Origin of the sequence: Streptomyces fragilis (assembly GCF_003112515.1) — a bacterium.
In the GTDB taxonomy this organism is placed as follows: Bacteria; Actinomycetota; Actinomycetes; order Streptomycetales; family Streptomycetaceae; genus Streptomyces; species Streptomyces fragilis.
The window spans coordinates 1,711,988-1,728,571 of sequence record NZ_BEVZ01000002.1; the positions used below are offsets into that span (position 1 = coordinate 1,711,988).

The following is a 16,584-nucleotide window of genomic DNA, read 5'->3' on the forward strand; positions in this document are numbered from 1 at the left end:
CTTCTCCGAATCATACGTGGCCATCCTTTCCGCATGTCACGAAGGCACCTTCGGAACGGAATACCGCACGCCGTCGAAAAGCAGCCGTACGGTGCCGTGCCGGCCGACGCCGAAGGAGCGCGGGCGTCCGTCCGGGGCGACGACGACGATCTCGACGCCGAGGGCGGTGGCGGCCGCGGCGACCGCCCGCTCCCAGGTGCCGTCGGCGGTGTCCGCGCCGCTTCCGCCGGTCCCTTCGCCTCCGTCGCCTCCGTGGCCTCCGTCGGTCCCGGCGCTTCGGGCCAGCAGCCAGCGCAGGTGCTGCGCCGGGGTGAGACCGAGGTCCCGCACCGGCAACGAGCCGCCCAGCAGGATCGCCTGGGCCCGCCGGCCGGAGGTCAGGGTGACGCCCAGGCCGTCCAGGTCGTCGACGGGCACGGACCCGTCCGGGTCGGCGGGCAGCCCGCCGTGCGCATCGAACGCGTCCACCAGGGCGTCCACGAGCGTCAGCCCCTCGCCGGACGCCTGCGCGGGACCGCCGGTGTCCTCACCGGACGGAGGAGGCGGTGCGACGGTACCCGCGGGCGCCGCGTGCACGGCGGCCGCCTCGCGACGGCGCAGTGGGGCCACCCTTTCGGCGACGACCGCGTCGATGCGCGCGCGGCGCGCCTGCCGTGCGGCGTCCGCGGCGTCCCTGGCCGCCTGCTCCACCTCCTGCGGCGTGACCTCGCGCATGCCGGTCACCAGTCGCGCGAACTCCTTCTCGTTGCCGTGTCCGATGCCGACGTTGTGGTGGGTGCGCGCCGCCAGTACGTCGGCCACGTCCCGCTCGCTGCGGAAGTTGGCGGCGGGACCGGTGCGCAGCCGTTCCTGGTGGACGAGGGCGGAGTCCCGTATCTGGTAGGCGCCCGTCTGCTGATTGGGCGTGCCGTGGCTGCCGATGAAGTTCCAGTAGCCGTCCCACGGCAGCGTGAACTCCACCACCACCTCGTCGTCCGAGGCGGCGTTCGCGTTGCTGAACACGCTCGTGTGGGACAGCGACGTCGTGAAGAACTTCCGGTACTCCACACTCCGGTTGTACGCCATCGCCGCCGAGAACCCCGCCCGCGGGTCCCGGGCTCCCAGGAACTGGGCCGCCTCCGCCGCCGACATCTTCCGGTACAGCCGCATCGGCGCCGGGGCCTGACGGTCGATCGGCGTCGGCGACGCGGCCTGCTCCTCCCGGATCCGGACCAGCCGGTCGTGGAACGGCCGCATCTGCTCACGCATCGAGTCGTGGGTGGCGAGGGTGTCGACCAGTAGGTCCTGGTCGTAGGCGAAGACGTAGTAGCCGCTGTCGAAGTCGGCCGCGGAGCCGTCGGTCTCGAAGAACTCCGCGTACGCCTGGAAGTACGCCTCCATCACATCGGCGGTGATCCGCCTCGCGGGGCCCGCCGGCGCGGCATGCAGGTCCGCCGGAGCCCCCGTCTCCCCGTGCGGCTCGGGCTGCGGACCGGGAGGGGCGACGGCGGGTTCCGCCACAGGATCGCTCTCGCCGATGCCGGTCATGAAGTCGCGGAAGGCTTCGTAGACGTTGTTGTCCGCCGTGGTGGCGGTGACGGGGTTGGCGGTGCTGTCGTGCGGGGGCTGGGGGGCGGTTCCGTAGAGCCGTTCGAGGAGGGGCAGGAGGTCGGGTTCGTTCGCGTGGACCCAGGCGGCGCCGTTGTTGCGGGGGCGGCCGGTGGTGGTGTCGTGGCCGTGGTTGGTGCCCAGGTAGGCGTTGCTGAGCTGGGCGAAGTACTCGTACTCGTCGGTGGAGGAGTAGTTGTCGGCGTCGGTGCCCGCAAGGTCGCGGCGGATGCCGTCGGGCCAGGGGGCGTCCGGTCCGGCGGCCAGGCGTTCCTGGAAGACGCGGCTGATGAGGTGGCGGTCGGTGGCGGTGAGGGCGGCGGTGTGGATCAGGTGGGCGATCTCGTGGGTGGCGGAGGAGTAGCCCTCGGGCTGGTGGGGGACGGGTCCGACCGGGGTGGTCTCGCCGAGGAGGTTCTCCTCGGGGACGGCGGCGACGAGTCCGCTCTGCGCGCCGCGCAGGTCGTCCAGGCCGCGGCCGTCGGGCCCGTGCAGCCCGGCGAAGGAGCTGACCGCGCCGAGCGGCACGTCCTGGGGGAGGACCACGACCGAGGCGCCGGAGGTGAGCAGCTGGGCGACAGCGTCCGGGTCCTGCAGCATCCGGGCGACCTGGGCGTAGGCCTCCCAGCGGGCGGAGACCGGGCGCGCCGATTCGCCCGGCACGACGACCAGCAGCCGGGCTCCGAACTGCGCGAACTCCGCCACCGACGACCGCTCCCGCACCGAGGCGACGAACGCCTCCTGACCGGCCAGCCACCGCCGGTGCTCCACGGGCAGCGAGGGCAGCTCCTCCAGCAGCGCGGATACCGGCAGCGCCGACAGGTCCGCCACGAGTGTCTCGGCGTCCTCGGGCCGAACGGACTCCGGCGGGTGTACGGCGGCGTCGGAGGCCGGACCGGCGAACGTGAACCCGTCTGGGACCGGGCCGAACGGTTCCCCGTGAACGCCGGCGGCCTGGTCCAGCTTCCGCTGCAGGTGGGCGTGGCCCGCCCGCCGGCCTTCCTCCCTGAGCAGCTCCTGCATCGCCCGCGCGTCCTGGACGACCTCCTGGGGGGAGACCTGGCGGATGCCGGTGAGGAGGCGGCCGAAGTCGCGGGCGTTGCCGTGGCCGATGCCGATGTTGTGGTGGGTGTGCCCGGTGAGGACGGCGTCGACGTCTTCCTGGGTCTCGAAGTTCGCGGAGTCGCCGAGACGCAGCTGTTCCTGGTGCAGGAGCGCGGAGTCGCGGATCTTGTAGGCGCCCGGCTTCTGGTTGGGGGTGCCGTACCTGGTGGCGAAGTCCCAGTAGCCCCTCCAGGGCAGCGTGAACTCCAGCACCACGTCCTGCTCGCTGGTCGAGAGGGAGTTGTGGAAGACGTTGGTGTGGGACAGCGAAGTGGTGAACCACTTCCGGTGCTCGTCACTGCGGTTGTACGCCATCGCCGCGTTGAGGCCCGCGGTGGGGGCCTTGCCCAGGAACTGCGCCGCCTCGGCCGCCGACATCTTCCGGTACAGCCGCATCGGCTCGCCGTCCCGGTGCGCGATGGGCGTCGCCTCCGCCGCGCGGTCCTCCTCCACGCCCAGGAGCTCGGCGTGGAACTTCTCCATGGCCGGCAACAGACGGCTGTCCGTGGCCAGTTCCCGGGTGACGATGTTCTGCTCGTCGACGAAGGTGTAGTAGACGCTGGCGAAGTCGGACGCCGTCCGCGCGGGGGAGAAGAAGTGGTCCACGTAGGCCCGGCGGAACGCCGCCGAGACCTCCGGGGTGAACCGCGACGCCGGTCCGGTGGGCGCGGCCGGCGTGGGAGCGGCGTGCACGGTGGCTGCCTCACGTTCCCGCAGTGGTGCGACCCGCTCGGTGATCAGGGCGTCGATCGCGGGGCGACGCGCCTCACGGGCCGCGGCCACCGCGGCCTCGGCATCCCGCACGACCTCCTGCGGGGAGACCTGGCGGATGCCGGTGAGGAGGCGGCCGAAGTCGCGGGCGTTGCCGTGGCCGATCCCGATGTTGTGGTGGGTGTGCCCGGTGAGGACGGCGTCGACGTCTTCCTGGGTCTCGAAGTTCGCGGAGTCGCCGAGGCGCAGCTGTTCCTGGTGCAGGAGCGCGGAGTCGCGGATCTTGTAGGCGCCCGGCTTCTGGTTGGGGGTGCCGTACCTGGCGGCGAAGTCCCAGTAGCCCCTCCAGGGCAGCGTGAACTCCAGCACGACCTCCTCGTCGGAGGCGGCGTTCTGATTGTGGAAGACGTTGGTGTGGGACAGCGAGGTGGTGAAGAACTTGCGGTGCTCGTCGCTGCGGTTGTAGGCCATCGCCGCGTTGAGGCCCGCGGTGGGGGCCTTGCCCAGGAACTGCGCCGCCTCGGCCGCGGCCATCTTCCGGTACAGCCGCATCGGCTCGCCGTCCCGGTGCACGATCGGCGTCGCCTCCGCCGCCTGCTCGTTCCGGACGCGGGTCAGCTGGTCGTGGAAGGCGCGCAGCTGGTTCAGCATTGAGGGGTGCGTGGCCAGCTTGGGGACCACGACGTCCTGGCCGTAGGCGAAGACGTAGTAGCCGCTGTCGAAGTGGGCGGCCGAACTGTCCGTCTCGAAGAACTCCGCGTACGCCCTGTAGTAGGCGTCCATGACGTCGGCGGTGACCTGCTTGGCGGGCCCGGGGGGCGCGGCGTGCAGGCCGGACGCCGCGTCGGCGGGGACGAGCGGCGCCGGGGACGGCTGCGCGGACAGTGCCGGGGCGGACTCCTGCCCTTCGCCGATGCCGGTCATGAAGTCGCGGAAGGCTTCGTAAAGGTTGTTGTCGGCGGTGGTGGCGGTGACGGGGTTGGCGGTGCTGTCGTGCGGGGTCTGGGGGTCGGTGCCGTAGAGGCGTTCGAGGAGGGGCAGGAGGGCGGGTTCGTTGGCGCGGACCCAGGGGGCGCCGTTGTTGCGGGGGCGGCCGGTGGTGGTGTCGTGGCCGTGGTTGGTGCCCAGGTAGGCGTTGCTGAGCTGGGCGAAGTACTCGAACTCGTCGGTGGAGGAGTAGTTGTCGGCGTCCGCTCCCGAGAGGTCGCGGCGGATGCCGTCGGGCCAGGGGGCGTCCGGTCCGGCGGCCAGGCGTTCCTGGAAGACGCGGCTGATGAGGTGGCGGTCGGCGTCGGTGAGGGCGGTGGTGTGGATCAGGTGGGCGATCTCGTGGGTGGCGGAGGAGTAGCCCTCGGGCTGGTGGGGGACGGGTCCGACCGGGGTGGTCTCGCCGAGGAGGTTCTCCTCGGGGACGGCGGCGACGAGTCCGCTCTGCGCGCCGCGCAGGTCGTCCAGGCCGCGGCCGTCGGGCCCGTGCAGCCCGGCGAAGGAGCTGACCGCGCCGAGCGGCACGTCCTGGGGGAGGATGACGACCGAGGCACCGGAGGTGAGCAGCTGGGCGACAGCGTCCGGGTCCTGCAGCATCCGGGCGACCTGGGCGTAGGCCTCCCAGCGGGCGGAGACCGGGCGCGCGGACTCGCCCGGCACGACAACCAGCAGCCGGGCTCCGAACTGCGCGAACTCCGCCACCGACGACCGCTCCCGCACCGAGGCGACGAACTCCTCCTGACCGGCCAGCCACCGCCGGTGCTCCGGGCTCAGCCGGGACACCGCCTCCAGCAGTTCGGGGACGGGCAGCGCGGACAGACCGCTCGTCAGCGCCCGGGCCGTGGGCGGCTCGACCGCCTCGGGTACCGGCACCACCGCGTCCGACACCGCACCACCGGGTGCCGCGTCCTCGAGGCCGAACGGCTCACCCTGCACGCCACGGCCCTGCGCCGCCGCCAGCTTCCGGTCCACCAGGTCGGAGGCCAGCTGCCGCAGCTCGGCGCGGACGTCGCCCGCCGCGGCCTCGGCCGCAGCGTCGACCTCGTCGGCCGGCACCACCCGCCGGCCGGTCACCAGCCCGGCGAAGGCCCTCGCGTTGCCGTGGCCGATGCCGATGTTGTGATGCGTGCGTCCCGCCACCACATCCGTGACGTCCTGCGGGTCGTGGAAGTTGGCCGCCGCGCCGGTCCGCAGCCGTTCCTGGTGCACCAGCGCCGAGTCCCGCACCTGGTACGCGCCCGCCTGCTGGTTCGGCGTCCCGTACCGGGCCACGAAACCCCAGTAGCCGTCCCACGGCAGGGTGAACTCCACCACCACCTCGTCGTCCGAGGCGGCGTTCGCGTTGCTGAACACACTCGTGTGCGACAGCGAGGACGTGAAGTACTTCCGGTACTGGTCACTGCGGTTGTACGCCATCGCCGCGCCGATGCCCGACGTCGCCGGCCCGGCCAGCATCTGTTCCGCCTCGCTCCGCGACATCTTCCGGTACAGCCGCATCGGCTCCCCGGGCGCCCGCGTGATCGGCGTCGCCGTGGCCGCGCGCTCCGCCCGGAGGGCCATCAGCTCGTCGTGGAAGCGCTCCATCTGCGGACGCAGCCGGGGGTGCAACGCCAGCTCGGAGGTGATCACGTCCTGCTCGTCGACGAACGCGTAGAACACGCTGTCGAAGTCCTGCGCGTCCTGGCCCGTCCGGAACAGGTGGTCCGCGTACGCCCGGTACAGCCTCGCCGTCACCTCGGGCGTCAGCCGGCCCGACGGAGCGGCGTGCAGCACCCCCGCGCCGGATCCCGTGTCCGGGCCCGCACCCGTGCTGGTCTTCGTGCTCGCGCCGGTCGGTACGGCGAGTTGGTAGTGCTGGTCGTGCAGGCTCAGCACGACGTGCGGGCGCGGTCCGTCCGCCTCGTCGAGGAGGCCCCGGAGCCGGTCGGAGCCGTCACGGCCGTCGGGGGCGCCCGGTGCGAAGCGCTGGAAGGTGCCGTCGTCGCGGACGACGGTCACGTCCACGCCGAAGGTGCGCGCGGCCAGCAGGGGCAGCAGATCGGCGGCGGAGTTGTTCCAGCCGGCCTCGTCCGCGGCGTCGCCGGGGCGCGAGAGCTGGGCGACGGCCAGCTCGGCCCGGGCACGGTCGCCCAGGCTCACGGAGTGCGGCACGACGCCCAGGGCGTCGAACTCGCGGCGGCCAGGCGTGTCGGGCGCGAGGTCCGGTACGGGACCGGTGGCGTCGATCTCGGCGGCGGTGAAGCGGTCGGTGCCGTCCGGGGCGACGGCGGCGAGCAGGTCGGCGTCGCCCGGATCGGCCAGGCGGGCGGCGACCAGGCGGCGCAGCGCGGTCGCGGTCGTGGGGTCGGCCGGGTCGATGCCGTGCCGGAGGAGGACGTCGGGGGCCGTTCTGGCGAGGCCCTCGGCGAGCGCGTGGAAGAAGGCGTCGCCGTCCCGCGGCACGTTGTGCAGGGTGTACGTCACCTGGTCGGGCGAGGTGATGTGGGCGCCGCCGGCGTCCCGGTCGTACCGGGGGAGGGGCGCGCGGGAGACCGCGGCGGACGGTGCGGGCGGTGCCGTGTACGTGACGGGGGGCGGCTCGGGGAGGTCGCCGAGCCGGGCGCGTCCCTCCTCGGTGGCCGCGAGCCGGTGCCAGCGGGTGAGCCGGTCGGCTGCCGTCCGGACCCGGTGCACCTCGGTGGCGGCGTTCTCCGCGGTGGTGCGCAAAGCGTCCAGTTCGGCGCGGCGGGCGTCGAAGGCCGCCTGCGCCGCGTCGAGGCGCCCGGTCGCCGCCTCGAGTGCCGCGCGGGCGTCGGCGTCGGCGCGGGCCGGTCCGGTGAGCCGCCGGCCGGCGGTGGCCTGCCGCGACCGGGCCTCGGCGACCCGCAGGTCCGCCGCCGTGACGAGGCCGGCCGCCGTCCGCCGGGCGCGGACGGGATCGGGAGAGACGTCCGGTGTCCCCGGCGTGGCGTTCCGTTCGGCGGTGGCCAGCAGGTCCGCGGCTGTCGCGTGGGCGCGCCGCGCGGAGTCGGCCCGCAGGTCCGCGGCCTCGAGCAGGGCGGCGGCGTCTCCCCGCGCCGTGCGCAGCTCCTCCTCGGCCAGGCCGACGGTGTCCGCGTCGACCTCGGAGCCCGGCAGTTCCACCAGGCCCCGGAGGTTCGTCAGGGCGTCCTGAGCGGCGCCGGTCATGGCCCGGGCACGGGCGCGGTCCTGCTCCGCGGCGCGCAGGGCGTCGTCCAGGGCGGTGCGGGTCGCCTCGAAGCGGTCGGCGGCGGCCGTCAGGTCACGCGCCGTGGCGCGGGCCGCGCCCGCGTCGGCCTCGGCCCGCAGGACGGCGGCGTCCGCCGCGTCCGCGGCGTCCAGCAGGGGGGCCAGCCGGCGGCCGGCGGCGTCGGCCCTGCTCCGGGCGTCCGTCAGGCCGGCGCGGGCGGCGTCGAGGTCCTCGCGCAGACGGAGGGCCGTGCGGCGCTTCTTCCAGTAGGCCTTGTCGGCGTCGGCCCAGGCCTTGGTCGCCTTGCCGACCGCGTCCCATGCCTGGGAGGCCACGGCGGGGAAGCTGGTGCCGTCGATCAGTCCCAGTTCGCGCGCGACGTCCTCGCGGACCCAGGCCAGCGCGTAGGTGCGGGAGCCGACCGCCTTCGGACCGGGACGGCGTATGCCGAACGTGCCCGCGAGGTACCGCCCGACGCGGGCGTCCTTGATGCCGCGGTGCACCTCGGCGACGCTCAGCCAGTCGGTGGGCACGGCGAACAGGAAGCTGCGGCCCGTCGTCGGCTTGACGTTGACGGACGACAGGTGGTCCTCACCGACGGGGGTGCTGTCGGAGTCGTTGGCGTACGGGCCGGTGCCGGCCGCGCCGATCTGGTTCACCCCGGTCGGCTCGGTGCGGACCACGACACCGCCGCCGAGGGCGGAGTCCTGGGTGTCGTCCCGCGAGACGGAGGTGCTGACACCCTCCGCCGTCTCGCGCAGGACCTCCAGTTTCTGGCCGTCGGCGACGCTCAGCAGCTCGGCGCCGCCGAAGTCGGGCCTGGCGTGCAGCGCGAGGTGGGCCGAGTCGGTGCCGACCGGGTTGCGGTGCGTCAGCCCCGGCACCCGGTAGCCGACGGGAGCCAGCGCCTGGTCGTAGAACGTGGACAGGGCGGTGTTGGTGGTGCCGTCCTCGAGCGCCTGCGCGGGGGCGCTGCCCGGCCGGGTGAGCGACGTGGCGCGGGCGCGGCGCAGCAGCCGGTCGCGGTCGCCGTCGGCGGTGGCGCCCGCGTCCAGGGCGGTGAGGTCGATGCCGAACGCCTCGGCGAGCGCGCGCTCGTTCGCCTCGTGGACGTGCTCCAGTCCGACGATCCGGCGCACGTGGAAGCCGTTCTCGGGGAAGGTGAACGGCCGCAGGGTGCCGTCGCCGTACCGGACGTCCGGGCCGAGCAGCTCGGGGCGGTGGCCGGAGCGGGGCAGGGCGGTGACGGTGAGGTCCGGCGGGGCGAGCCGGGGGTCCGGGGCGGGGCCCTGGGCGTGGGGGTCGGGCGCCATGAGACTGAGCGGGACGTGTTCGACAAGCGTGCCGATGTCGCCGGTCTCGGAGACGCGCTGTCTGCCGCCGAAGCGCCGCAGGGCGTCCCGCACCGGGGTGTTGTCGGCATCGGTGCCCGGCGTGCCGTCGGCGGGAGTGTCGTCGAACTCCAGGGTGAGGCGCAGCCGGTACGGCGTGGCGATCTCGGCGTGCGGTTCGGTGGACGCCGCCCGGTAGGTGGTGCTGCTGGAGACGGAGTGGCCGGCCGAGACGGCGCGGCGCGAGGAACCGGTCTCGGTGTAGGTGGGTCCGGAGGCGACCGCGGTGGCGTTGCCGGTGCCCACCTGCTCGCCGACCAGCACGCCGATGTCGCTGCCCGAGCTGAACTCGGCGCCCTGCTGCACGGTCTCGACGGCGCGCCGGTTCTCCTCCATCTCGGTGCCGTGGTCGAGCATCTCGAAGGTCGGGGTGCCGGGGAGCAGTTCGACGCGGACCCGGGCGCGCCGGCTGCCGACGCGGACGCCGCCCCAGCCCCAGGCGCCCGACCGGGTGAGGGAAGTGGTGCCGGAGCCGGTGAGTTCCCGGTCGAGCGCACGCAGCACCCGGGAGGTGACCGTCAGCCGGATCTGCTCCCGGGCGTCGTGGTCCAGACCGAGCCGGGCGACCTGTTCCTGGAAGGCGGCGAGCACCGTGGTCGGGTCGAGCGGGTTGACCGGGTAGGTGCCGAAGGAGTTGCCCCGCAGCCAGGGCTGCGGGGACCAGCCGTCGCGGGTGTAGCGGGGGACGTCGCCCAGCCCGTCGTCGATCAGCCCGAGCCGGTGGGCGCTCTTCTCCGGGACGTGGGCCAGCCAGCCGCCGGGAACCCGGACGACGGAGCCGGCGGATCCCGCGAGGAGGTCCGGCACGAAGGACCGGCCCCCGGCCGCGGTGCCGAGCAGGCTCGACGTCATAGCCGCCCAGTGCTCGACGGTCCCGGTGACCAGCACCTGGTGGCCGAAGCCCTTGCGGTTGAGATCGGCGACGACGCTGCGGCTGACGGACAGGTTCCGCTGGGAACTCTCCGACCACGGGTTGAGCACGATGCCGTAGGCGCCCACCGGGCCGGGACCGGAACCGTGCGGCCGGGTGTAGGTGAGCTGCCCGCCGAACGAGTGCACGGTGCTCCGGCCGAGCTTCCCGGCGGCCTGGCTGCCGCTGCCGAGCACCGTCTCGGTGTCCATGGTGATCGGGCCCGTCAGGACCTGCACGTCGGTGACGGCGGTGTAGTGCCGGAACGTCGCCCACAGGGTGGCGTACGGAGGCTTCGCCATCAGGCCGGAGATCCCCAGGCCGAGCGCGCCCGAGCTCTGGTCGAAGTGGGCGGTGGCGAACTGCGGCTGGAAGGCGCGCATGACGGCCTCGCGGGCGGGCGCGCCCTCCTCGGTCAGCTGCCAGGCACCGCCGGAGGCGCCGCGCACCACGCCGGCGACGGCGTCGACGAGAGCCGGGGGCACGACGACACCGACGGTGACGAAAGGATGCCTCTGCAGGTCCTGGAAGAGCCGGCTGCCCCGCCCGCCCGCCCGGCCCTCGGGCCGGGAGAGGTCGCCGGAGGCGAGCGCGAAGGCCCGGTCACGGGGCATGGGGACGGCGTCCAGCGGGCCGCGCAGGGAGAGATACGGGTTGGCGGCGCCCGGGCGGTGCGGGTCCACGGCCGGCGTGTGCTGGTCGGGGACGCTGATCAGGACCTGGCCGGTCAGCGGGCCGCCACGCACGGCGGCGCCCCCGGGGGTGGTGCCGATCAGGAGGTCCTGCGGGCGGCTGAAGACGAACGGCCGGGTGCCGAGCAGCCCCAGGGAGGCCACGCCCCGCAGCAGACCGCGGAAGCGCCAGTACCCGCCGTGGCTGACGGAGAGCGCCAGGTCGTAGCGGTAGAGGTGGGACGGCCCGGTGCTCACCGACGTCGGCTCGTTGGTGGCGCTGAAGCCGAAGCCGGTCTCGTCGTCGTGCTGCACCCCGGAACGCCAGCCCAGGCTCAGCACGCCGGCGTTGTCGGGGACGCCCACGGCGCTGTTGATGAGGGAGTCCGGGTCGCGGAAGGCGAGCTGGAGGTCCGCGCCGCCGGCGAGGGCGCGCCTGCGGCTCTCCTGGCCGTCCAGGCGCTGGCCGCCGGGCGCGCCGTGGCGCAGCCTCAGGTCGGTCTGCCGGCCCTCGTAGCGGCGGTTGGTCAGGTCGCCGTGCACCCAGATGTAGCGGTGGCCCTGCCCCAGGGTGCCGGGTTCGGCGAGCCGGATCCGGATGCCCGTGCTGATCAGCGCCTCCATGCCGCCGGACAGGCTCTGGTGGGAGAGCGCGGTGAGGATCTCCAGGGTGTTGGCGACCGCCGTCCGGTAGGCGTCGGCGTCGCTCCACCGGTGCCCCGCGGGGCGGGCCGACGCCGGCGTGAACAGGGAACGGGTGCGGGCCAGGATTCCGGACGATGCGGGCGGGGCGAGCTGGTCCAGGGGGGCGACGATCCCCGGGTACGCCTCGGCGACGGCGGCCAGGACCGCGTCCGTGAAGGAGTCCGGCAGGGTCAGGCCCCGGTCGTCGGTTCCGTCGGTGCGCCGGCCGTCGGCGTGCGCGAACTCCTCGACGCGGTGCATGCCGAGGGTCACCGGGTGGTCGACGGTCAGGTGGGCGGGCGCGAACGGCTCGGGCAGACCGTGCCGCTGCCGCAGCGTGGTCCCGTCGTCCCAGCCGGCGAGCCGGCGTGCCTCCGTGCGCGTCATCCGGTCCACGCTCCAGGTCTGGAAGCGCCGCGCGGGGGCGCTGCTGCCGCCGCGGCGGACGTGGACCGTCTTCTTCACCAGGTACAGGCCGGTGGGGTCGCCCTTGACCTGCCCGGACGTCTTCAGGGCGCCGAACCCCCCGAGGGCCGCGGTCTGCGACACCGCGAACAGGTACCGGAACGCCGGGCCGAACTGCAGACGCAGGTTGAGGGTGCCGTTGCCCAGGTCCAGGAAGTTGAACGCGGGGCCGACGACACCGTCCACGCCGAAGTGGACACCCCTGCCGAGACCGCGGTCGTTGCGGACCACGGAGGAGTTGATGTCGCGCAGCTCGGCCTGCGAGGTCTCGCCGATGAGCCGGGCCTGCTCCGCAACGACCCGCTCCACGACGAAGAAACCGAGAGGAGTCCGCTTGCGGTCGTCCGCGAACAGGGGCGCGGTCGCGAGGCGTCCCTGGGCCAGGAAGCGGGCGTGCCGCCGGAAGGAGTCGCTGGAGAAGAAGGTGTCCAGCTCCTGGTAGGCGGTGCTGCCGGGCCTGGCGCCGATCTCACCGGCCGCCCAGTCGCGGATCCGGGAGACCGGGCCGAAGCCCTCCGTGCGCACCAGGCGGTACTGGGAGCCGTGGCCGAGCGCGAGGGTGCGGGGGATCCGGCCGGGCCGGGACCGCTCGACCGCGCTGTCCGGCAGCCGCACCATCAGACCGTCGCGCACCGCGAAGGAGCGGGTCACGGGCCGCGGCGCGGGGTCCGCGGCGGGGCCGGTCCCGTCCGCGGCGGCGGGCGCCGGCGCGCCGACGTCGCGGCCGTCGGCATCGGTCACCCGCAGCTCCAGGAACACGTCGTCCAGGTAGACCTTGGAACCGTCGAGGGTGCGGGTCTCCGTCTGGCTGACGACCTGGTCGGTCTGCCCGTAGCCGACCTTGCGGGTGAGGCCGCCGCGGAGCGCCAGGCGCCCGAAGCCGCCGAAGGCCAGTGTGGAGGCCGGGCCCAGGAAGGGTCCGCCGAGACCGAGCTGGGTGACGGACTGCACGCCCTTGTTCTGCCCGGCCTGCAGAGTGGCCCGGTCCATGGTGTCGATCTTGCTGGGGGAGCCGTGGTCGTCGGCGAACCGCGACCAGTTGCCGTAGTGCCGGGCGGTGACGTGGAGCACGCGGGTCCGCCCGTCGGCGGCGGTGTACGGGAACGCGCGGCCCTCCGTCAGCGTGCGGGGGCGGCGGGCCAGGGTCATCCGGAGGTCGGCCATCAGGCCGGTGCCGGGCGGGGTGGTCCGGCCGGGGGTCCGCGGGCGCAGCGACGCGTCGCCGGACAGCAGGGAGTCGATCTCGGCGAGCATCTGCGGGATGCCGCGCAGGGCCACGTCGCCCTGCCCGAACGTGACCGGGTCCGCGAGGAGTTCGGCCAGCTGATCGGCGGGCACGGCGGGCAGCAGTGAGGCGAGGTCGTCGGCGTACGAGGGCATGACGGTGCCGTCGTCGAACCGTGCCGGCTCCCGCCGCGCGGCGGGAGCGGTGGCGGTGCGGTCGAGCCGGGGCGGCCGGGTGCGGTCCAGGTGGGTGTTGATCCAGTGCCGCTCGCGGGGCGCCGGGGTGGTGATGGGGGCCGTGGAGGTGCCGGCGGCGGTCGTGATCGGGTCGAGCGGGGTGACCGTGGTCTCCCCGGGCGGAAGGGCGTGCCCGGCACGGTCGTCGCCGGACCCGGGGGTGTCCGAGGCAGGGTTGTCGCCGGTCCTGGGGGTGTCCGAGGCACGGTCGCCGCCGGTCCTGGGGGTGTCCGAGGCACGGTTGTCGCCGGCCCCGGGGGTGCTCGAAGCACGGTCGAAGCCGGTCCCGGGGGTGGCCGTCGCACGCTCGCCACCGGTCCCGGTGATGTCGGTCGCACGCTCGTCGCCGGTCCCGGTGGTGGCCGTCGCACGGTCGACGCCGACGGAGTCCGGCGTAGCGGAGGACGTGGAGCCCGGCAGGGAAGCGGGACCGGACATGGTGGCGAGGGGCGTCGCCGGTGGCGGGATCGGGGCCGGGATCGCCTCGGCGTCCGGCGTGGGGGTGATGCCGGTGCCGGACGCCGTGCCGGGCGGCGGCGGAACCGTCTCCGACGGGCTCGCCGACGCGGCCCGCGGCTGCCGGGGCGCGTGCGGCTCGGCTCCCAGGTGGACGTCGGCGGTCGTCACCGGGCGTCGCCCGGAGGACGCGGCGGCGGGGCGCTCCGGGGACGCCGTCGTGAGGTCGCCGACGAGGGCCGAGAGCAGCGCGAGATGGCGCCCGCGCAGGCCGCCCTGGGCCAGTCCGTCCGGGGCGGACCGGGTGTAGTCGCCCAGCAGGCTGCCGGGGATGTCGGGCCGGTGGCGCGCGGCCGGGTCACCGGCCCGCGCCTCGTCCCGGAGACCGAGCTGGTGGGCGATCTCGTGGGCGTAGTCGATGGGGTCGGCGTCGGCCCACCAGGCGGTCCGGGTCATCTGCCGGTCGCGGCCGACGAAGTCGACGTCGAGCGTGCCGGGGTGCGTGCCGGACGGCACCTGCTCGACGGTGACGTGCAGCAGGTCACCGTCGGCCAGGTGGTGCCCCGGGGCGTTGAAGTACGTCTCGACCCCGGAGCGCACCTTGTCCCAGACGTCGGCGGGCAGACCGTCCGGGGCGGCGGCGACCCGCACGGTGAGGTCGGTGATCCACCGGCCGCCGTACTCGAAGCGGCGCGCGTCGAAGTGCGACCGGACGGTGTACTGCGTCGTCTGCCCGGGCCGCGCGGGGTCGGGGGGCGTGGAGACCGGGTCGACCCAGACGTGCGAACGGGTCACCGCGGGCGCGGCGGCCCGCGCCGCCTCGAAGCCGGGACCGCCGGTCGGCGGCGCCGGTGCGGGGACGGCTCCGGGCAGCGGGGTGTCGCCACCGGTCGCCGTGACCGGCACGGCCGGGGACGGCACGTCGCCGGTGTCCGGGCGTGCGCCGGTGTCCTGGCCGGTCGCGTCGTCCTCCGCGACGAGGCGCTGCTCACCGTGCGCGTCGGGGGCGGGCGCGGACGTCGTCGAGCGGGGCGCGGCGGGCAGCACGTCGGCCGGCCCGTCCTCCGGCTGCGCCCACGACGCGTCCTGCCGGGGGAGGCCGGCGAGGGACGTGCCGTCCTCGGCGCCGCCCTGCGCCCGGGTGCCGGTGCCGCGCGGCGCACCGGTGCCGGTGTCGTCGGCGTGGGCCGAGGGAGAGGGCGTGAGGGTGGTGTCGTCGGTGTTCGTGTCGTCGGTGATCCGGCCGGCCGCGCCCTCCGCGGCCTCGGGAGCCGGGTCGCCGGTCCGCCCGGTGCTGTCCGGCACGGTGCGCGGACCGGCGGACGGAGCGCCGGTGCCGGAGCCCGTGCCCGTGCCGGTGTGCGGCGCGGGGGTGCCGGGAGGAGTCACGCCCGCCGGGCCGGCCGCGGAGTCCGTGCCGTCGAAACCGGCACCGGTGCCGACGAGGTCCGGCACGATGCCGTCGCTGTCCCGTGCGGCGACACCGTCGACGTCACCGGGGGAGGCGGTCGGGGAGAGGCCCTTGGCGGTGAACGGCGAGGACGCCGTCGCCGGATCGGAGCCGACGGGGGTGTGCGGGACGGACGTCGATCCGTACGTGGTGACGGAGGAGACCGAGTCGGTGTCGGAGAAGTCGAACAACGACTCCTCGTCCAGGGACGACACCTCCGAGACACCGTCGTCGTGCACGGGCGGCGGCGTGGAGACGGACACCGGTGCGGGCGGGAGGTCCGTCAGCGACGTGGACACCAACGGCGGCACCACCGGCGCCACCACAGGCGGCACCACCGGCGCCGGCACGGGTGCGGGCGCCGGGGCCGGGACCGGTGCGGGCGCCGGGGCGGGACCCGGGCCGGGGGCGGACGAGCCGCTCGGCCCGCCCTTGCCGCCGGCGTCGAGCAGCGAGGTGTCGTTGAGGGGGCCGAGATCGACGTCGGTGGTGAACTTGTTGTGCAGCCACAGGGCGCCGCCCGCCACCGCGCCGCCGGCGACCACGTCGAACACCGAGCTGGTGCCGGAGCCGACGAACGTCTCCCACTTGAAGTCCCAGTCGCCCTCGAAGGCGCCCTGGACGAGGTACTCACCGACCGATTCGCTGACCGCGCCGACGACGAACGCCCCGCCCAGCTCACCGGCCCCGTTGAGGGTGATGTTCCAGTTGGGGTGGTTCTTGGCGAAGCTGTCGAAGTCGTCGAAGGACTTCTTGAACCAGTTCTTCAGGTGGTTGCCGCCGAACTCCAGCACCGATCCGAGGGCGCCGACGACCGCGCCGAACGCGGCCGCCTTGCCGACGTCCTTCCAGTCGATCCCGTCGGGCCTGCGGTTGCCGGAGTTCAGGACGATCTGCGCGAGCCGCACCGCCAGGGTCTGCAGCGCCTCCGACATCGCCTCGGTGAGCGCCGGCGCGAGGTGCGACATCCGCAGCAGGCGCTGGACGATGAGCAGCACGGCCAGCTTGCTGCGGGCCCGGGCCAGCGCCATCTGGGAGAGGGAGGTGCCACCGGTGATCGCGGCCAGTGCCGCGAGCAGGGCCAGCTCGATGAGGAGCATGACGATCTCGGCGATGATCTCCCACTTCGCCGCCTGGATCTTGATCGAGTGGTCGACCTGGCCGCGCGCGATCTCGTCGAGCTGGTCGATCATCCTGTCGAGGTGGTTGACGCCGCCGTCGTCGGTCAGCATCGACAGACCCCGGACGTAGTGGGCGCCGACGTCCTTGGGCAGGGAGGTGGAGGCCTCGGAGATCGAACGCCGGATCTCCTCGTTCAGCCTGCGGAGGCCGCGGCCGAAGTCCTGGTACAGCTCCTGGCTGGCGTAGGCGAGGTTCTCCCTGGCCTGCAACGGCATCTCGCCGATGAGGATCCAGAGCATCTTCCTGACGTCCTCAGGAAAGTTGATCTCCTGCACCGAAACTCCGCTCACCTTGAACTGTCGGCCACGGGCCTGTCCGTGGGGACCTGCTGACGC

Annotated in this window: 1 protein-coding gene; it reads right to left on the bottom strand. The window is 74.4% G+C overall.

Annotated elements, in window-relative coordinates:
* Positions 1-36: 36 nt before the first annotated feature.
* Positions 37-16,488, bottom strand: a complete 16,452-nt coding sequence (locus Sfr03f_RS09300) for a hypothetical protein (RefSeq protein ID WP_159105600.1) — start codon at positions 16,486-16,488, stop codon at positions 37-39.
* Between the last annotated feature and the right edge of the window lie 96 nt (positions 16,489-16,584).